General features: G+C 62.3%; 16 protein-coding genes. All 16 read right to left on the reverse strand.

The features are described from left to right. Positions 1-403 precede the first annotated feature (403 nt). Positions 404-850 (reverse strand): type II secretion system protein GspM, encoded by a 447-nt coding sequence (gspM, locus tag BT116_RS14485; RefSeq protein WP_072344905.1) that lies wholly within the window; start codon positions 848-850, stop codon positions 404-406. Further along, complete coding sequence (gene gspL / locus BT116_RS14490; RefSeq protein WP_072344907.1) at positions 850-1,953, reverse strand: type II secretion system protein GspL; 1,104 nt, start codon at positions 1,951-1,953, stop codon at positions 850-852. Before gspL ends, gspM begins: the two co-directional genes overlap by 1 nt. Beyond that, positions 1,950-2,798, reverse strand: a complete 849-nt coding sequence (locus BT116_RS14495; RefSeq protein WP_072344909.1) for a type II secretion system protein GspK — start codon at positions 2,796-2,798, stop codon at positions 1,950-1,952. The genes gspL and BT116_RS14495 overlap by 4 nt, the downstream gene beginning before the upstream one ends. Further along, positions 2,795-3,328 carry a type II secretion system protein GspJ gene (locus BT116_RS14500; protein ID WP_072344912.1) on the reverse strand — a complete coding sequence of 178 codons (534 nt, stop codon included), beginning with the start codon at positions 3,326-3,328 and terminating at the stop codon, positions 2,795-2,797. The genes BT116_RS14495 and BT116_RS14500 overlap by 4 nt, the downstream gene beginning before the upstream one ends. Further along, on the reverse strand, positions 3,321-3,707 hold the full coding sequence (gene gspI, locus BT116_RS14505; protein ID WP_072344915.1) for a type II secretion system minor pseudopilin GspI: 387 nt from the start codon (positions 3,705-3,707) through the stop codon (positions 3,321-3,323). Before gspI ends, BT116_RS14500 begins: the two co-directional genes overlap by 8 nt. After that, positions 3,700-4,167 carry a type II secretion system minor pseudopilin GspH gene (gene gspH, locus BT116_RS14510; RefSeq protein ID WP_072344918.1) on the reverse strand — a complete coding sequence of 156 codons (468 nt, stop codon included), beginning with the start codon at positions 4,165-4,167 and terminating at the stop codon, positions 3,700-3,702. Before gspH ends, gspI begins: the two co-directional genes overlap by 8 nt. 2 nt (positions 4,168-4,169) lie before the next feature. After that, positions 4,170-4,625 carry a type II secretion system major pseudopilin GspG gene (gene gspG, locus BT116_RS14515; protein WP_072344921.1) on the reverse strand — a complete coding sequence of 152 codons (456 nt, stop codon included), beginning with the start codon at positions 4,623-4,625 and terminating at the stop codon, positions 4,170-4,172. Positions 4,626-4,628: 3 nt separating this feature from the next. Further along, entirely contained in the window at positions 4,629-5,837 is a 1,209-nt protein-coding gene (gspF, locus tag BT116_RS14520) for a type II secretion system inner membrane protein GspF (protein WP_072344924.1), read from the reverse strand. A gap of 4 nt (positions 5,838-5,841) precedes the next feature. Continuing rightward, positions 5,842-7,314 carry a type II secretion system ATPase GspE gene (gene gspE, locus BT116_RS14525; RefSeq protein WP_072344927.1) on the reverse strand — a complete coding sequence of 491 codons (1,473 nt, stop codon included), beginning with the start codon at positions 7,312-7,314 and terminating at the stop codon, positions 5,842-5,844. Next, complete coding sequence (gene gspD / locus BT116_RS14530) at positions 7,311-9,233, reverse strand: type II secretion system secretin GspD (protein ID WP_072345145.1); 1,923 nt, start codon at positions 9,231-9,233, stop codon at positions 7,311-7,313. Before gspD ends, gspE begins: the two co-directional genes overlap by 4 nt. Positions 9,234-9,241: 8 nt before the next feature. Continuing rightward, on the reverse strand, positions 9,242-9,766 hold the full coding sequence (locus BT116_RS14535) for a type II secretion system protein N (RefSeq protein WP_072344930.1): 525 nt from the start codon (positions 9,764-9,766) through the stop codon (positions 9,242-9,244). Next, on the reverse strand, positions 9,763-10,308 hold the full coding sequence (locus tag BT116_RS14540) for a cytochrome b (RefSeq protein ID WP_072345147.1): 546 nt from the start codon (positions 10,306-10,308) through the stop codon (positions 9,763-9,765). The genes BT116_RS14535 and BT116_RS14540 overlap by 4 nt, the downstream gene beginning before the upstream one ends. Positions 10,309-10,376: 68 nt before the next feature. Next, positions 10,377-11,843 carry an N-acetylglucosamine-binding protein GbpA gene (gene gbpA / locus BT116_RS14545; RefSeq protein ID WP_072344933.1) on the reverse strand — a complete coding sequence of 489 codons (1,467 nt, stop codon included), beginning with the start codon at positions 11,841-11,843 and terminating at the stop codon, positions 10,377-10,379. 335 nt (positions 11,844-12,178) lie between these two features. Continuing rightward, complete coding sequence (gene hemE / locus BT116_RS14550; protein WP_072344936.1) at positions 12,179-13,246, reverse strand: uroporphyrinogen decarboxylase; 1,068 nt, start codon at positions 13,244-13,246, stop codon at positions 12,179-12,181. 220 nt (positions 13,247-13,466) lie between these two features. Next, positions 13,467-14,885 carry an FAD-dependent oxidoreductase gene (locus tag BT116_RS14555; protein WP_003196992.1) on the reverse strand — a complete coding sequence of 473 codons (1,419 nt, stop codon included), beginning with the start codon at positions 14,883-14,885 and terminating at the stop codon, positions 13,467-13,469. A gap of 33 nt (positions 14,886-14,918) precedes the next feature. Continuing rightward, the gene (gene gltB / locus BT116_RS14560) at positions 14,919-19,367 is read right to left on the reverse strand and encodes a glutamate synthase large subunit (RefSeq protein WP_072344939.1); all 4,449 of its coding nucleotides are present in this window, start codon (positions 19,365-19,367) and stop codon (positions 14,919-14,921) included. Positions 19,368-19,468 lie beyond the last annotated feature (101 nt).

A 19,468-nucleotide genomic window follows, 5' to 3' on the forward strand; every position in this document is an offset into this window, starting at 1 on the left:
CTTGCCTGATCGAGCGGTTGATCGCAGAAGGCGAGCATTTTTCCCCTGAGCCAAAGGAAGAGCTCACAAAAAAACGAACGGGAGCAGGTGGATCTGCGGCGCTCTCGCTGGCGTGAGATGGCGTTTGTCCTTTGGCTGCTTTGTGGCGCAATCGGTCCATGTTTGTCGCTATTCGATTGCCTTGAGCAATGGGATTACTTTAGCAATGCTTTACGTGAGTCCCCGCGAAACACGCGGGGATACCAGCGAGACGGGCTACGGGGCGAGGGGTTTGGTTAGCGCCTATGGGATAAATCCCCTCGCCACAGGGCTTGTTTCTTGCGCGACAGCGCAGCGTCGAAGATGCGGCGGCCACTCCCTCGCCCCCCATGCTTCAGGCCAAAATGGCTGTGTACTCCATCGCTCATTGACGCAACACCACCCGCGCCTCCAACACACTATTACGTGCTTCCAGAGTCAACGACTGCAGCGTCGCACCCTCCCGCTCTTGTTGATCCAGCCACTGGAGCAATTGATTGGCATCGCCACTGACGGCCAGTCGCAACGAATCGCCATCGACCTCCATTTCAGCTATTTCCAACCCCGTCGCGGCCGCACTGTCATTGACGCGCACCGACAAGGGCCGTGTGGCGGTGGTTAGATCCCGGGCGGGCTCGGCGCGCTGGATTCGTGCGTGCAGCTCGGCCTGTTGGCGATAATGTCGCTCGGCAACATCCAGCCGTTGCCGGACAGGTTGCCAGATCGTTGTGTAGACCACGACCACCAGCAGCAGCCCGACAAGGCCCAGCAACAATTGTTGCTCACGGCGTGACAGCCTCCCCCAGGCCTGTATCAAGCTATTGAAGTTCATCAACTGTTCTCCAGGGTGAGGATGGCCTGCACGCGGTTGTCCTGCTTGCTGGCGCTGCCCAGGGTGACGGGCAGTCCGGTTTGCTGCCCCCGCTCGCGCAGTTGCTCAAGCTCGACGAAACTGGTGGCGGTGAGCTGGATTTTCCAACCTTCGTCTTCACGAAAATCGATGCGCTGCACTTCGACGCTGCTCGCACCAATGACCTGCTCCGTCAGACGGACCAGACGAGCGACCTGTGTGTCCTGGCTTCGCCCACGACGACTTTGCAGCGCCTGGAACTGCGCCGCCAGGTCGACGATCCGGGTTTGCTCGGGATACAGCGACCTGAATCGCTGCTCGCCCTGGACATACAGATGACGGCTTTCGCTTTCAAGAAATCGTATGCGACCCTCGCTGAATGCCCAGGTGAGCAATAGCAATCCCAACGCGGTAACCGCCACACCACGCCACGGCAGCGGCTGGCGGCGTCGACGGAACTCACCCTGCATCAGGTCGATGGGATGTCCGCCAGCGCAGAGCAGCCACTCATCGATGCCTTCACGATCGCGTCCCTCGTCCAGCCAGTGAATCTCTTCGGGCAAGTCCGGCTTGAGCGTTGCCAGGGCTCGGGCCGACAGCGACACTCGCGCCGGCAATGCCCCGCCCAACAGCCAGCGACCGAACCAACGCACCGCAAAAGCCTTGTCATTGGGAAGCAGGTCCGCGTCGACATGCATTGCCCGTACATCGACGCCTTGCGCAGCCAGCAGCGCCAGCAGTGCCTGGAACCGGCCTCGCTCGGTCACCATCAGCGGGTAGCGCTGTTGTCGGTCCCGCGCGCCAACGCTGATGTGCAACGTCTCCAGATTTTCACTCAGCTGTTCTTCGATGGCGAATGCGAGGGCCTGGGATCGCGGCTGGCGTCCCGAGGGCCACGGATCGCTGCGCAGCCAACTGCACATTTCCATCGGCAACAGCACGTCGACGACTCGCCCATTCAACTCGCGGGCGGCTTCATGCAAGGGCAGGCTGCGTCGTTCGCCCTTGGGCGACCACACGCAACACGGCCAGTTGACGCAAGGCGCATCCATGCCGTCGGCTGTCAGGTAAAGCCAGGTTTTCATCTCAGGGACTCGCTGGGGCTGATGGGTAAAAAACGACGCTGAGCCACCGTCCAGCGTCCGCTAACGGGGTCGCGCTCGATGTCCGAGGCCAGGCGCAGACGGCTATCGGCACGGGTCACGCTCACGGTGATTCGGAACCAGCGGCTGCTCACGCCCAGGCCATGGCTGCCGATGCCCACCCCGGATAAAAGCGGGTCATTGGTGAAGGCCTGCACACTGGCGTATGGCTGATGGCGACGCTGGTTGATCAACACCTTGGCCACCTCATCCTCCATGCCGTCCAGGCTCATCAACACTGGCAGCGGCGCGGTATTGATATTCACCAGGGCGTCCCTGGGCAACACCACCACCCAAGGCTCCAGGCGCCGCAGCGTCTGACCGTCGATGCCCGGCAACAGGCGCAGTTGACTCAACTCCTGCACCGAGCCGACCTGGGGCAATGAAAGCGCGGGTAGCTCCAGCAACGCCAACAATCGCCTCCAGCGACCGAGGGTAACTTGATCGATCTGGCCCTGAGCCAGCAGCGCATTAAGGTTCAGGCGCCCGGACAAATCCTCGATATCGATGTGAACCTCGGCGTCCTCCATCTCGAATGCAGGTTTGAGCCGAGCCCAATCCTGGCTCAGGTCTACCGGCCCGGACGAAGTTATCGCGCTACCTTCCAACACCGCCTGCGCCCAGGCTTCAGCGGCCAGCCCCAATTGACGCAGTTGGACGTGCTGCAACTGCTGAGCGCTGCTCTGCAACAACAGGCGATGACTGCGCAGCATGCCAGCGGTGAAAAGCAGCGCCAGGCTCAGGACCAACAACACACTGATCAGCGCCACGCCTCGTTGCCGGCTCACGGCAACGCCCCCGGCAACAACAGCACGCGGCGGATCTGCTGGAAACGCCCTGTGGAAATCACCAGCTCCAACGCCAGTGGCGCGTTGCCGCGCACGGTTTCGTCATGCCAGCCTCGTTGCGCATCGAATACACGCCAGCTCAGGCTGCGTACGTCCTCGAGCAGTTTCTGCTGTTGCACGATGACCGGCCCTTCACCGCGACTGTCGCGCCACAACACCGCTGCCTCTAGTCGATAGTTCACCGTTTGCCGCTCGCTGCGTGGCTGGTCCAGCGGATTGGGCCAATGGCTACGCTGCAATTGCAGGCGCCCTGACGCGAGTACGATGGAACCGGCAACGGCCTGCCACACATCCCGTTCGATCACCCCCACCGCACGCTGCAAGGCCCTGACTTCCCGCTCATGCTGGCCGGCGCCCTGCTGGGTACGCACCACGCCGTCGAACAGGCGCCAACTGGCCAAGCCGAGCAAGGCAAAAACGGCGATGGCAATCACCAGCTCCAACAAGGTGAAGCCCGATTGTCTATTCATGACGATCGCGGACCCATCCCGTGGTGCGGTGCACGACTGCTGGGCTGCCGGCCCGGCTGACCTGGATCTCGACCCGGAGCAGACGCGGGTCGCGGGCCGCGGCGACACGCTGTTGCAAAATCCAATCGCGCTGATCCAGGCGCCGGGCCAGGCGCTGTTGGCCCAGTGGCGTAGCGGCCTGCAGACGGAGCTCGCTGAGCTGGTTGTCCGCCAGCCAGGCGCCGAACAGACGGTCCTCAAGCCCGGCGCTTTGCTTGAGCACGAACTGACTGGCCGACAGCACCGCAGCCGCCAACGTGGCGAAAATAGCCAGCGCGACCATGACTTCCAACAAGGTGAACCCCTGGCAATCGGCGGCCAGCCCGCGAGCGTCAGCCATCGATCAGCGGCTGCGCCAAGCCGTCACTCACGACCTGGGAAATCGTCTGGCCAGCGACTTTGATGAGCAACCTGAACGGACTGATCTCGTCACTGCTGAGCATCAGCAACTGTGGTGGACCTCGGGCATCATCGAGCGCCACGACATGGCCGTCCTGCTCCAACCCAAGCGTCAGGCTTTCAGGCAACCGTTGCGACACCGACACCGCTGTCCACCCCTGCGACTCGAGTCGCAACGCCTGATAGCCGCGAGGCTGTACACGTACCCCATATTCCAGCCCATCCAATACCGCGCGTTCGCGTAACTGCTGCACCACGCCGATGAAGTCCTGGGCTTGCTGCCGGGCCTCACGCGTCGGGCCAGGGCCGATAGCCAGGCTGACCATGCCCATCACGCTTCCGATCAACACAATCACGACCATCAGTTCCAGCAAGGTGAAACCCCGAGAATCACGGCTCATGTTCACTCAGCCCAATTGCCAATGTCGGCGGCAAAGCCCTCGCCGCCCAGCAGGCCGTCGGCACCCAGCGAGTACAGGTCGTAACCGCCATCGAGCGCCTTGAGGCCAGGATTGAGGTACTGATAGGGCGTGCCCCAAGGGTCGACCGGCAGGCTCTTCAGATACCCCTGGGGGTTCCAGTTTTTCGCGGCTGGCGTACCGGAAGGACGCTTGCTCAACGCCTCCAGGCCCTGCTGGGTCGAAGGATATTGAGCATTGTCGAGACGGTACATTTCCAGGGCCGTGGCAATCGCCTGGATATCAGTGCGCGCGGCCGTGACCTTGGCCTGGTCAGGCCGGCTCATAAACTGCGGCACGACGATGGCACCGAGGATGCCGATAATGACCACCACCACCATGATTTCGATCAGGGTGAAACCACGCTGGAGGCGTGCCGGTCGGTTGTTTTGAAGTGTCATGGGTCAATTCACCAATTGGTTGAGGCTCAAGATAGGAAGCAGAATGGCCATGACGATCAGCAGCACGACGCCGCCCATCAGCACCAACATGGCCGGTTCGAAAAGGCTCACCACCAGCGCGATGCGTGCCGCGAGGCTGGCCTCTTGTTGTTCGGCGGCGCGGGCCAACATGCTGTCGAGTTCGCCGGCTCGTTCACCGCTGGCAATCATGTGCAGCATCAGCGGCGGGATATCCCCGCCCAGTTCCAGGCCACGGGTCAGGGTGCCACCCTCGCGGACCGAACGGGCCACGTCGGCCATGCGTGCGCGAATGGTCAGGTTGCCGATCACCTGGGCGGCGATGTGCAAGGCCTCCACCAGCGGCACCGCGCTTTTGCTCAGGATCGCCAAGGTGCTGGCGAAACGGGCCGCTTCCATGGCCCGCAGCACCTCGCCCAACAACGGCAGCCTGAGCAACAAGCGGTGCCAACGCAGGCGCCACGCCGGTTGGCGCAGGCTCCAGCGCCACAGCCCGAGCAGCCCGGCCAGGGCCCCGAGCAACAGCAGACCGTAGCGACGCAAGCCGTCGCTCATCGCAATCAGCGCCTGAGTCAGCCAAGGCAACGGCTGGCCACTGTCGACGAAAATCTTCACCACATCCGGCACCACGTAGCCCAGCAGGAACGCGACAATCGCGACGCAGGCCAGCATCAGAATCAGTGGGTACACCAACGCCAGTTGAATGCGCTGGCGCGACGCCTGGCGCGCCTGGGTGTAGGTCGCCAATTGCTCCAGCACCTGGCCCAAGTGGCCGGATTGCTCGCCGGCGGCCACGGTGGCGCAGAACAGCTCGGGGAACGCCTGGGGAAAGGCCCTCAGGGCCGTCGCCAATGCGTGGCCTTCCATCACCCGGCTGCGCACCGCCGCCAACAGGTGGGCGACACGGCGCTTCTGGCTCTGTTGCGCCACCGCTCCCAGGGATTCTTCGAGGGGCAGGCCGGCCTGGATCAAGGTGGACAACTGCAACGTCAGCAATGCCAGATCTGCCGGGCTCAACCACGTTCCGGCGTGCCACCCGCCCAGGGTTCGCGGTTCCTTCGCTGCAACCAGTTCGCAGGGCAGCAAGCCGCGCTCGCGCAGCAACTGGCGAGCATGGCGCGGGCTATCGGCTTCCACACGGCCCTTGCAGCGGCGGCCCTGGGCGTCTTCGGCCCGATAGTCGAAGGTCGGCATGGCGCTAATCCTCCTGGGTAATGCGCAGCAGTTCGTCGACGCTGGTCAGGCCTTCCAGCACCCGCTGGCGACCGTCCTGAAACAGGCTGCGGGAGGTCTTGCGCGCCTCGGCGGCCAGCGCCTGCTCGGTGGCGCCCTGATGAATCAGTTGCGACAGGGCGGCGCTGACATTCACCAACTCATAGATACCAAAGCGTCCGCGATAACCCTTCTGGCATTGCTCGCAGCCCTGGGCCTTGAACAACCGGGGCGCGGCATCGGCATCGAGGCCCAGGCGCCGACACGTAGCGGCGTCGGCCACATAAGGCGTCTTGCAGGACGGACACAAGGCCCGCAACAAGCGCTGGGCGACAATGCCGGCCAGGGACGACGCCAGCAGATACGCATCCACGCCCATGTCCACCAGCCGCGTGACCGCGCCGACGGCGGTATTGGTGTGCAGGGTCGAGAGCACCAAGTGGCCCGTCAGGGACGCCTGGACGGCGATTTCGGCGGTCTCGCGGTCGCGTATCTCGCCGACCATCACCACGTCCGGGTCCTGGCGCAAAATGGCCCGCAAGCCACGGGCGAATGTCATGTCGACCTTCGGGTTGACCGGCATCTGGCCGATGCCCGGCAGGTGATATTCGATGGGGTCTTCAACGGTGAGGATGTTGCGACTCTGGTCGTTGATGCTACTCAGGGCCGCGTACAGGCTGGTGGTCTTGCCCGACCCCGTGGGACCGGTCACCAACACAATGCCGTGGGGTTTGCCGAGCAATAGCCGCAGGTCGGCGAGGGTGTCGTCGGGCAGGCCCAGGCGATGCAGGTCCAAACGCCCGGCCTGCTTGTCGAGCAAGCGCAACACCACGCGCTCGCCATGGGCCGAAGGCAACGTTGAGACCCGTACATCGACTTCATGGCCGGCCAGGCGCAAGGCCATTCTCCCATCCTGGGGTACGCGCTTTTCGGCGATGTCCAAACGGGCCATGACCTTGATCCGCGACACCAGCAAGTTCGCCAACTCCCGGCGCGGACGGAGCATTTCCTGCAACTGCCCGTCGATGCGCATGCGCACCGACAGGTATTGCTCGAACGTTTCCAGGTGCACATCCGAAGCCTGTTCGCGGACCGCCTCGCTGAGCAGCGCGTTGATCAACCGGATAATCGGCGCATCACCTTGTTGCTCCAGCAAGTCGGTAGTCTGCGGCATTTGGTCGGCCAGGCTGAGCAGGTCCAGCTCTTCGTCCAGGCCCTGGGCCACCTGCTCGGCGGCACTCTGGCCCTGGCGATAGACGCTGGCCAGGCGCGCGGCGAACAGCGTCGGTTCCAGCACCTGGATGGGCAAATCCCGCCCGCACAGGCGCCGCACTTCGGCCACGGCGGTCAGGGGCGTATCGCCGCGCATCACCAGGCTCAAGGTCGGCCCCTCGCCTTCGAGCAGCACACCGAAACGTCTGGCGAAACCAAAGGGCAACGGGGCCTGCGGTTCAGTCACAAGGCCCCCGAACGCTGTTGCGAATCGGCCGCTGATGCAGCCTTGGATGAGTCGAACAACTGGCGGGCATCGCGGGGCAACAGCAGCGAGTTGTTTTTCCGCGAGCCGGGCTTGCTCAGCTCCCGGAGCGCGTCGTAGCGCTGGCGGCTGACCTCGGCCAGGTCTTCGTTGCTGCGCACGATGGTCGGGCGCAGGAACACCATCAGGTTGCTTTTGGTCTGGGTGTCGCGGGTCCAGCGAAACAGCGCGCCCAGGTACGGAATACTGCGCAGCAGAGGTACACCGCTTTGCTGGGTGCGGACACTGTCGCGGATCAACCCGCCGATCACGATGATCTCGCCATCGTCCGCCAGGATCGTGCTCTTCAAGGCGCGCTTGTTGGTGATCAGATCAGAGGAATCGACTCCGGAAACAGACGGTGCGATGTCCGAAACTTCCTGCTCGACTTCAAGGCGCAAGGTCGAGCCTTCGTTGATGTAGGGCTTGACCTTGAGGCTGATGCCGACGTCCTTGCGCTCCACGGTGGTGAACGGATTGTCCGCACCGTTGCCACTGGTGGCATAGGAACCCGTTTTGAACGGGACGTTCTGGCCCACGATGATTTCCGCTTCCTGGTTATCCAGGGTCAGCAGGCTGGGGGTGGAAAGCAGGTTGCTGTGGGTATCGCTCGCCAGCGCCGAAACCAGCGCACTGAAGCGGTCACCGCCCAGGCGCAGGAATGCGCCTTCAGTCTTTTTATCCAGCTTATTGAGGTCCAAACCGATGATCGGGATGTCGGTTCCCGGAAAGTTGATGGCCCCGGTCGCGCTGCCGCTCTCCAGCCCCCACTGCACCCCCAGCGCTTCGGAAATATCGCCGGTGACCTCGACGATAGCCGCATGAATGAGCACCTGGGCCCGGGGTTGGTCCAATTCACGGACGATGTTCTCGATGATGCGGACCTGAGCAGGTTCGGCGATCAGGACCAAGGCATTCTGGCTTTCATCGGCCTTGATCATGAACGGGCTGGCGGTGGCAGTTTCCCGCAGGCCGGTCAGCGCCGGCGTAGTTTTCTTATCCTGGCCGACAGCCTCCAGCACCTCGGCCAGTTGCTTGGCGTCGCTATGGCGCAGGCGAATAACCCGGGCGTTGTCCTGGGATGCCGCTGCCGGGACGTCGAGGGTCCGGGCCAGATCGACCAGGCGCTGGCGCGTCGCCGGCGCACCGATAATCACCAACCGATTGCTGCGGGCATCGGCGATCACCAGGCCCGCCGTATCGCCCTCGCGCTTGCCGCCGGAAGCCTCCATCAGTGGCGCGAGATCCCCGGCCAGGGCATGTTGCAAACGCACCACCACATGATTGCGGTTGCGCCCCGAGTCCAGTTGCCGAACCACTTCGGCGATGCGCAGGACATTGGCGGCGGTGTCGGTCACCACCAGGGCATTGGATGATACCGAAGGGCCGACGTAACCATTGGCCGACACCAGGGGGCGCACCAACCCGGCGACGTCGGCAGCGATACTCGATTGCAAGTCGAGGACCCGGGTGACGAACTGCGACGGTGTGGCGCTTTTTGCATCCGTGATCCCGGCACGCGTCTTGGCATCGCTGACCGGGGTGATCAGGATCCGCTCGCCTTCGTCGATCACGGTAAAGTTGTGTGCATCGAGTACCGAATAGAACAACCGACGTACCCCCTCGCGGTCCAGCGCTTGACGGGACATGACCGTAATGCGCCCTGACACCCGGGGATCGAGCACCACGGTCTTGCCCAGGATCGCCGAGAATTCCTCGACCACGTCGCGCAGTTCCGCGTTGTTCATCGCCAGTTGCCATTTGGCCTCCTCGGCTCGCAGCGAAACGGGGAACGTCAGTGGGCACACCACTGCAAGGCCGAACAGGACGCGTGCTACACGGCCCCGGATAAAGCTGTTCATGAATTCGATCACTCTGATTGCCCGGCCACCGGGCGTAGGTATTGCGTGGAAACAAGCGTGGCACGGTGCCCGTCTTCGGGGGTCAATCGGCGCAGCAAGGGCTTGGCGTCCTGTTGCAGGGAAAGGCGCTCTTCACGTCCGTTGCGCCACAACGTCACATGACCGGCTTCGACCCGACGCAGCACGCTGCCACCGGGCAAGCGCTCACCCACCTGGTAAATGCGCGGGCCGGCGGCGTCCGCCAACAATGCCCGCGACAACCCCTGGCCGGCGACAAAACTGGCCTGCAACGTAATCGGTTCGGCGCTTGGCGCCTGGGCACCTTCAGGCGCCAGGCCAAGCACGGTCGCCACGGCTTGCACGTTGGGCAGGTCACGAACCGGAACCGCCGGCGGGTCCGCCGGCACCGGCACATCACGACCCAAACCCTGGCGAAAGCGCCACTCTTGTCCGGCCAGCAATACCCCGTATAGCAGCGGCACGAGCACCAGCAGCAGCCTCGGCAGGCGGCGGCCAAGGAAAGACAGGTTCACCTTTGCGCTCTCCGGCTCATCGCGCCAGTTGGCTTGGCGAAAGACATTCGTCGTACCACCCTGCGCCCGGAAAACTCATGCCAGAGCACCGCGCACAGGTGCAGCGCAATCAGCATCGAAAGCACCACGCAAGACAGGCTATGGAGGGTGTTGGCCAGTTCGATCAGCGCCGGATCAGCCAATGGTTGAGGAAAGCGAACAAGGCCGAAGACACTGATGGTGCTTTTCATCATCAGTACGCCGGTCACCAGCACGACGCTGATGGTCAGGTAGATCAGCGCATGCACCACCAAGGCCAGCTTCTTGTTCAATGAAAGCGCTGCCCCACGGGGCTCCAGCTCACAAAAAAACAGCCAGGCCCGCCACACGAAAAACGGAATGAACAGCGTGGTCAACGACACATTGAGTGAGCCGATCCAGTGTTCGGTCGAAGCCGACACCGGGTTGAAAGCCACATAAAACCCGGACACCAACGTCCATAAAATAATCACCGCCGACAGCCAGTGCAGCAGCACCCGTCGCGTGGAATAGTTGATAGGCATCATTGCGCCCCTCGTCTGAAGGCCCCAGGCAACCCGTGCGGATCGCCTGGGGCCATGCCTGTCAGGACTTACAGCTTGTCCCAGGCGCTTTGCCACGCAGCACCGACACCCGGCTCAAAGCCGTTCGCCGTCGGGCTGTACTGTTTGCAGTAGCCGGACGCCGGGAACGGCTTGCACTCGAACACTTCGTCGGTCTTGGGTTGCAGCACTTTCGTGCCGGCGGTGTAGTCGGAGATGCCTTCAGGGAACACAAAGTCGTATTCGATGCCTGCGCCCTCGCCGGTCAGGGTGACAGACTGGGTGTCCTGGCGAGTGGTGCGCCCGTCTTCGGTGGTGCCCACCAGCGTCAGGGTGTGAGCGCCGGGGGCACTGCGCACGTCCAGACTCAGGCCGGTACTGCCCTCGCCCACGGTCTGGCTGACAGCACCGACCTGCTTGTTCTTCTCATCGAACAACGTGGCTTCGAGGTTCATCCGGCGGTTGGTCTGCGCGGTGAACGCCATGCTGACCCGGCCCTTGTCGAGGACGTACTCCGGTTGCAGGGAAGAAATTTCCAGGCTGGCACTGGCGTCTTCCTGCATGTCCAGTTGCACTTGATAGCCGGTCACACCGCTTTCTTTCTGTGCGTACAGCCTGTTGCTGCCCTTGACCGGCGTGATATTGCCGTCCTCATCGCGAATACCGGCACGGATCAGGGCATGGGCTTTGTTGATAGCTTCGGCCAGCTTGAACGACCAATTCTCGGGCTTGCCTTCTTCAGCGTTGTCGATGCTGATTTCTACGCTGTACTCAGCATTTTCACCGGTGGCGGAGAATGCCCGGGCCTTGACCTTGTCACCCGCCAGCAACGGGGTCGATGGGGTAATGTTGCCTACCGGCAACCACCCGCCTGGCAATGCGGCTTCGGCGAGAATGTTCACATCCACCGGGTTGTAGAAGGCGTTATCCGTGTCCCCCACAGTCCAGACAGCCAAGATGACGTGATGCCCCGATTTACTGTCAGGAATGACGCAGTTGTGTGGGGCACCGCTTACCGGAATTTGGTGACCGCCATCCACTGTACAGAACGGCGTGCTGTCGAATGAGGCGCGCTTGAGTTCCTCGTTCGGCATCCAACCGTCGCGGGTAATGAAATATTCGTGTTTGCTCGTCCGGTGGGCTGCGTCGTATTTCCATTGGAAGGTAATGTTGCGGTCCCTGATTTCGGTCAGGTGCCAGCGCGAAGCCGATTGCGCATCAAGAGCGGAGAAGTTGGCGTTGCCGCCGCTGGCGATTTTGCCGTCGATAGGGCCTTGCAGTGGCCCACCACCGGCTCCATTCGGGAAGCCCTTGAAGGTCTCCCCGGTACTGTGCGGCTCATATTGTGCGCCGCCACAGTTCTTGTTGACGCCTTTCTGGCACAACAGCGCCCGAGAAGGCGGTACTTCGACGAAGCCATGAGCCAGCGCCCCCTGGGAAGCCACCATGGCCGAAAACAGAACTAACGACGATGCACACCCTGTTAACACACGATGCTTGTTAAAGTTGTTTTTCATATAAGTTCCAGACTAGTCATCAAAATAGAACGACGTATCACCGTCTTCTTGAAAGACCTGCCAGACCGGCGCAGCGCCTGACCTTTCAAGTGTCAGGAACCTTATAGAAAGTTTAACGATCGCTATGTAGGACAAATCTCCCAACATGGAAGGAAAGATCTCCGAATCTATTTGTCTTACACAATTAGAGAAAACCCTTACAAAGAGAAATAGCTGTCAAACAGACACAAACAGACAACTACGACAACCTGGTTTCATGTAGGAGGCATTAACAATGCAAACATTAAAAAACCTGTCCGGCGCGAGTCCGGACAGGCTGGGTGACAGGTCTGCAATCAGACGTGGTATTGCGCCGACAACTCATGCACCGCCCGCAGGAAAGCACCGGCGTGTTCCGGGTCGACTTCCGGGGTGATGCCATGGCCAAGGTTGAACACGTGACCGCTGCCGCTGCCGTAGCTGGCCAGGATGCGCCCGACTTCTGCGCGGATGGCTTCAGGCTTGGCGTAGAGCACGGTCGGGTCCATGTTGCCTTGCAGGGCAACCTTGTGACCGACACGCTCGCGGGCGTTGCCGATGTCGCAGGTCCAGTCCAGGCCCAGGGCGTCGGCGCCGGCATCGGCGATGCTTTCCAGCCACAGGCCGCCGTTCTTGGTGAACAGGATCACCGGGACTTTGCGACCCTCGTGCTCGCGGATCAGGCCACTGACGATCTTGCGCATGTAGGCCAGTGAGAATTCCTGGTACGCCGCCGCCGACAGGTTGCCGCCCCAGGTATCGAAGATCTGCACCGCTTGTGCACCGGCCAGGATCTGCCCGTTGAGGTAGGCGGTGACCGACTGGGCCAGCTTGTCCAGCAACAGGTGCATGGCTTGCGGATTGTCGTAGAGCATCGCCTTGGTCTTGCGGAAGTCTTTCGACGAGCCGCCTTCGACCATGTAGGTGGCCAGGGTCCATGGGCTGCCGGAGAAACCGATCAGCGGCACGCGACCATTGAGTTCACGGCGAATGGTGCTGACCGCGTCCATGACGTAGCCCAGGTCCTTCTGCGGATCGGGAATCGGCAGGGCCTCGATGTCGGCCAGGGTGCTGATGACTTTCTTGAAGCGCGGGCCTTCGCCGGTCTCGAAGTACAAGCCCTGCCCCATGGCGTCGGGAATGGTGAGGATGTCGGAGAACAGGATCGCCGCGTCCAACTGCGGGTAGCGATCGAGCGGCTGCATCGTGACTTCGCAGGCGAACTGGGGGTTCATGCATAGGCTCATGAAGTCGCCGGCCTTGGCGCGACTGGCGCGGTACTCCGGCAGGTAGCGACCGGCCTGACGCATCATCCACACGGGGGTGACGTCCACGGGTTGCTTGAGCAGGGCGCGAAGGAAACGGTCGTTCTTCAGGGCAGTCATGTCGGCATCCGGAAAAAAAGTGCGGGCATTTTCTCAGAGCGCGACGCAAAAGGCACGGCAAGAGCCGTGCCTTTTATCTATCGGGGCAATTTGTCGCGGTTTAACTGATCGTTCCTACGCTCTGCGTGGGAATGCCTCAAGGGACGCTCCGCGTTCCAAGGGGGACGCAGAGCGTCCCGGGCTGCAGTCCCACGCAGAGCGTGGGAACGATCAACAGCGGTCAGACTTGCAGGTAATCCAGAATCCCTTCCGCCGCATTGCGGCCTTCGAAGATCGCCGTCACCACCAGGTCGGAACCACGGACCATGTCGCCACCGGCGAAGATCTTCGGATTGCTGGTCTGATGCTTGTACTGGCCCTGTTCCGGAGCCACCACGCGGCCCTGGCTGTCAGTCTGGATGCTGAACTGCTCGAACCACGGCGCCGGGCTTGGGCGGAAGCCGAAGGCGATGACCACGGCGTCGGCCGGGATGATCTCTTCGGAACCGGGGATCGGCTCGGGACTGCGACGGCCACGGGCGTCCGGCTCGCCGAGACGGGTCTCGACCACCTTCACGCCTTCGACCTTGTCTTCGCCGACAATGGCAATCGGCTGGCGGTTGTAGAGGAACTTCACGCCTTCTTCCTTGGCGTTCTTCACCTCTTTGCGCGAGCCGGGCATGTTGGCTTCGTCACGGCGGTAGGCGCAGGTCACCGACTTGGCGCCCTGACGGATCGAGGTGCGGTTGCAGTCCATCGCCGTGTCGCCACCGCCGAGCACCACCACCTTCTTGCCTTTCATGTCGACGAAATCTTCCGGCGACTTTTCAAAGCCCAGGTTGCGGTTGACGTTGGCGATCAGGAAATCCAGGGCATCGTACACGCCCGGCAAGTCCTCACCGGCAAAGCCGCCCTTCATGTAGGTGTAGGTGCCCATGCCCATGAACACGGCATCGTATTCTTCGAGCAGTTGCTCCATGGTCACGTCCTTGCCCACCTCGGTGTTCAAGCGGAACTCGATGCCCATGCCGGTGAAGACTTCGCGACGATTGCTCAGCACGGTCTTTTCCAGCTTGAACTCGGGGATGCCAAAGGTCAGCAGGCCGCCGATTTCCGGGTTCTTGTCGAACACCACCGGGGTCACGCCACCACGCACCAGCACATCGGCACAGCCAAGGCCCGCCGGGCCGGCACCGATGATCGCCACGCGCTTGCCGGTCGGCTTGACCTTGGACATGTCCGGACGCCAGCCCATGGCGAACGCGGTGTCGGTGATGTACTTCTCCACCGAACCGATGGTCACCGCGCCAAAACCGTCGTTGAGGGTGCAGGCACCTTCGCACAAGCGATCCTGCGGGCACACCCGGCCGCAGACTTCCGGCAGGGTGTTGGTCTGGTGGGACAGCTCGGCGGCCTGGAGGATGTTGCCCTCGGCCACCAGCTTCAGCCAGTTGGGAATGAAGTTGTGCACCGGGCACTTCCATTCGCAGTACGGGTTACCGCACCCCAGGCAGCGGTGGGCCTGGTCGGCCGACTGCTGGGGTTTGAAAGGCTCGTAGATTTCCACGAACTCTTTCTTGCGTTGACGCAACAGTTTCTTCTTCGGATCCTTGCGCCCGACATCGATGAACTGGAAGTCGTTATTCAGACGTTCAGCCATTGTTAAAACCTCATCAAACTCTTCAGGCGCATATCACTGCGGGTTGGCACGAGTGCTGGAAAGCAACGACTTCAGGTTGGCAGCCTTGGGCTTGACCAGCCAGAAACGGCGCAAGTAGTCATCGAGGTTCTCGGCGAGTTCACGACCCCACTCGCTGTCGGTTTCCGCGACGTACTCGTTCAGCACGTTTTGCAGGTGGCTGCGATAGGCTTCCATCGCCTCGCCGCTGATCCGCTGGATTTCCACCAATTCGTGGTTGACCCGGTCAACGAAGGTGTTGTCCTGGTCGAGCACGTAGGCGAAACCGCCGGTCATGCCAGAGCCGAAGTTATAACCGGTCTTGCCCAGCACGCAGACAAAACCACCGGTCATGTACTCACAGCAGTGATCGCCGGTGCCTTCCACCACAGTGTGGGCCCCGGAGTTACGCACGGCAAAACGCTCGCCCGCGGTGCCGGCGGCGAACAGCTTGCCGCCCGTGGCGCCGTAGAGGCAGGTGTTGCCGATGATGGCACTGTCCTGGGTCTTGTAGACGCTGCCCTTGGGCGGAACGATGACCAGTTTGCCACCGGTCATGCCCTTGCCCACGTAGTCGTTGGCGTCGCCTTCCAGGTACAGGTTCAGGCCACCGGCGTTCCACACGCCAAAGCTCTGGCCTGCGGTGCCCTTGAAGCGGAACGTGATCGGCGCCTGGGCCATGCCCTGGTTGCCGTGCCTACGTGCGATTTCGCCGGAGATCCGTGCGCCGATGGAGCGGTCGCAGTTGCAAATATCCAGTTCGAATTCGGCACCGCTCAGGTCATTGATCGCCGCAGCGGCCATGTCGACCATCTTCTCGGCCAGCTCACCCTTGTCGAATGGTGGGTTGCGATCAACCTGGCAGAACTGTGGTTTGTCTGCCGGAATGTAATCGCTGCCCAGCAATGGGGTCAGGTCCAGGTGATGCTGCTTGGCGGTCTGGCCTTCGATCACTTCCAGCAGATCGGTACGGCCGATCAGCTCTTCGAGCGAGCGCACGCCCAGCTTCGCCAGCCACTCACGGGTTTCTTCGGCCACGTAGGTGAAGAAGTTCACCACCATGTCGACGGTACCGATGTAGTGGTCCTTGCGCAGCTTGTCGTTCTGGGTCGCCACGCCCGTGGCGCAGTTGTTCAGGTGGCAGATGCGCAAGTATTTGCAGCCCAGGGCGATCATCGGCGCGGTGCCGAAGCCGAAGCTCTCGGCGCCGAGGATGGCGGCCTTGATCACGTCCAGGCCGGTTTTCAGGCCGCCGTCAGTCTGCACCCGGACCTTGCCGCGCAAATCGTTGCCGCGCAGGGTCTGGTGGGTTTCGGCCAGGCCCAGTTCCCACGGTGCGCCAGCGTACTTGATCGAAGTCAGCGGCGATGCGCCGGTGCCGCCATCGTAGCCGGAAATGGTGATCAGGTCGGCATAGGCCTTGGCCACGCCCGCCGCGATGGTGCCAACGCCGGCTTCCGCCACCAGTTTCACCGAGACCAGCGCCTTGGGGTTCACCTGCTTGAGGTCGAAGATCAGTTGCGACAAATCTTCGATCGAGTAGATGTCGTGGTGCGGCGGCGGCGAGATCAGGGTCACGCCAGGCACCGCGTAGCGCAGCTTGGCGATCAGGCCGTTGACCTTGCCGCCAGGCAGCTGGCCGCCTTCGCCGGGCTTGGCGCCCTGGGCAACCTTGATCTGCAGCACTTCAGCGTTGACCAGGTATTCCGGCGTCACACCGAAGCGGCCAGTGGCTACCTGCTTGATTTTCGAGCTCTTGATGGTGCCGTAGCGCGCCGGGTCTTCGCCGCCTTCGCCGGAGTTGGAACGCGCACCGAGGCGGTTCATGGCTTCGGCCAGGGCTTCGTGGGCTTCCGGGGACAAGGCACCCAGGGAAATACCGGCCGAATCGAAGCGCTTGAGCACCGACTCCAGCGGTTCCACTTCACTGATGTCCAGCGGCGTATCGAGGGTCTTGACCTTGAGCAGGTCGCGAATCATCGACACCGGACGGTTGTCCACCAGCGAGGTGTATTCCTTGAACTTGCTGTAGTCGCCCTGTTGCACGGCGGCTTGCAAGGTGTTGACCACGTCCGGGTTGTAGGCGTGGTACTCGCCACCATGGACGAACTTCAGCAGGCCGCCTTGCTGGATCGGCTTGCGCGGGCTCCAGGCTTCGGCCGCCAGGGCTTTCTGTTCGGCTTCGATGTCGACGAAACGCGCGCCCTTGATGCGGCTCGGCACGCCACGGAAGCTAAGCTCGCAGACTTCTTCCGACAGGCCGATGGCCTCGAACAGTTGCGCGCCACGGTACGAGGCGATGGTCGAGATGCCCATCTTCGACAGGATCTTGAGCAGGCCCTTGGTGATGCCCTTGCGGTAGTTCTTGAACACCTCATAGAGGTCGCCCAGTACTTCACCGGTACGGATCAGGTCGCCCAGCACTTCATAGGCCAGGAACGGATACACCGCCGAGGCACCGAAACCGATCAGCACCGCAAAGTGATGCGGATCGCGGGCGGTGGCGGTCTCTACCAGGATGTTGGAGTCGCAGCGCAGGCCTTTTTCGGTCAGGCGATGGTGCACCGCGCCGGTGGCCAGCGAGGCGTGGATCGGCAGCTTGCCCGGCGCGATGTGGCGGTCGCTCAGCACGATCTGGGTACGCCCGGCGCGCGCGGCTTCTTCCGCCTGGTCGGCGACGTTGCGGATCGCCGCTTCCAGGCCGACGCTTTCGTCGTAGTTCAGGTCAATGACCTGGCGCGCAAAGCCCGGGCGATCGAGGTTGGTCAACGAGCGCCACTTGGCCGGGGAAATGACCGGCGAGCTGAGGATCACCCGCGAGGCGTGCTCCGGCGACTCCTGGAAAATGTTGCGCTCGGCACCGAGGCAGATTTCCAGGGACATCACGATCGCTTCGCGCAGCGGGTCGATCGGCGGGTTGGTCACCTGGGCGAACTGCTGGCGGAAATAGTCGTAAGGCGTGCGCACGCGCTGCGACAGCACGGCCATCGGCGTGTCGTCCCCCATGGAGCCGACCGCTTCGTAGCCCTGCTCGCCCAGCGGACGCAGCACCTGGTCACGCTCCTCGAACGTCACCTGGTACATTTTCATGTACTGCTTGAGCTGGTCGACGTCATAGAAAGCCGAGCCGTGGTCATTGTCTTCCATGGTCGCCTGGATGCGCAGGGCATTCTTGCGCAGCCATTGCTTGTACGGATGACGGGACTTGAGGCGGTTGTCGATGGCGTCGGTGTCGAGGATCTGGCCGGTCTCGGTGTCCACGGCAAAGATCTGGCCCGGGCCTACGCGGCCCTTGGCGATGACGTCTTCGGGCTGGTAGTTCCAGACGCCGATTTCCGACGCCAGGGTGATGAACCCGTTGGTGGTGGTGACCCAGCGCGCCGGCCGCAGACCGTTACGGTCCAGCAGGCACACGGCGTAGCGACCGTCGGTCATGACGATACCGGCCGGGCCATCCCACGGCTCCATGTGCATGGAGTTGTATTCGTAGAAGGCACGCAGGTCCGGGTCCATGGTCTCGACGTTCTGCCACGCCGGCGGCACCAACATGCGCACGCCACGGAACAGGTCGATGCCACCGGTCACCATCAGTTCCAGCATGTTGTCCATGCTCGAGGAGTCCGAACCCACGCGGTTGACCAGCGGGCCGAGCTCTTCGAGGTCGGGCATCAGGTCGTTGGCGAACTTGGTGCGACGGGCCACGGCCCAGTTGCGGTTGCCGGTGATGGTGTTGATCTCGCCGTTGTGGGCGAGGAAGCGGAATGGCTGGGCCAGCGGCCATTTCGGCAGGGTGTTGGTGGAAAAGCGCTGGTGGAACACGCAGATCGCGGTTTTCAGGCGCTCGTCGCTCAGGTCCGGATAGAAGGCGGTGAGGTCCGCCGGCATCATCAGGCCTTTGTAGATAATGGTCTTGTGGGAAAAGCTGCAGATGTAGTGATCGGTGTCGGCGGCATTGGCCACGGACGAACGACGACGGGAGCTGAACAGCTTGATCGACATGTCCTGGTCGCTCAGGCCATCGCCGGCAATGAACACCTGTTCGATCTGCGGCAGGCGCTCGAGCGCCAGGCGGCCAAGGACGCTGGTGTCGATCGGCACTTTGCGCCAGCCGACCAGTTGCAGGCCGGCGGCCAGGATCTCGCGATTCATGTTTTCGCGAGCCGCCTCGGCCTTCACCGGGTCTTGGTTGAAGAACACCATGCCCACGGCGTACTGCTTGGGCAGGGTCACGCCAAACGTTTCCTGGGCAACGGCACGCAGGAACTCGTCGGGCTTTTGAATCAGCAAGCCACAACCGTCACCGGTCTTGCCGTCGGCGTTGATCCCACCACGGTGGGTCATGCAGGTCAGGGCCTCAATGGCCGTTTGCAAAAGGGTGTGGCTGGGCTCGCCCTGCATATGAGCTATCAGGCCGAAACCGCAGTTATCCTTGAATTCATCTGGTTGGTACAGACCTGCTTTCATAGACACTTTCTCACCAGGCTGCCTCTAATCGAGGCAAATTTCTTTTCAATTCAACCAGTTGCATACCGCGCCGAACGTACGCCAGCTTTGCGGGGGCAAAA

Source organism: Pseudomonas sp. NFACC16-2 (genome assembly GCF_900119205.1).
In the GTDB taxonomy this organism is placed as follows: domain Bacteria; phylum Pseudomonadota; class Gammaproteobacteria; order Pseudomonadales; family Pseudomonadaceae; genus Aquipseudomonas; species Aquipseudomonas fluorescens_Q.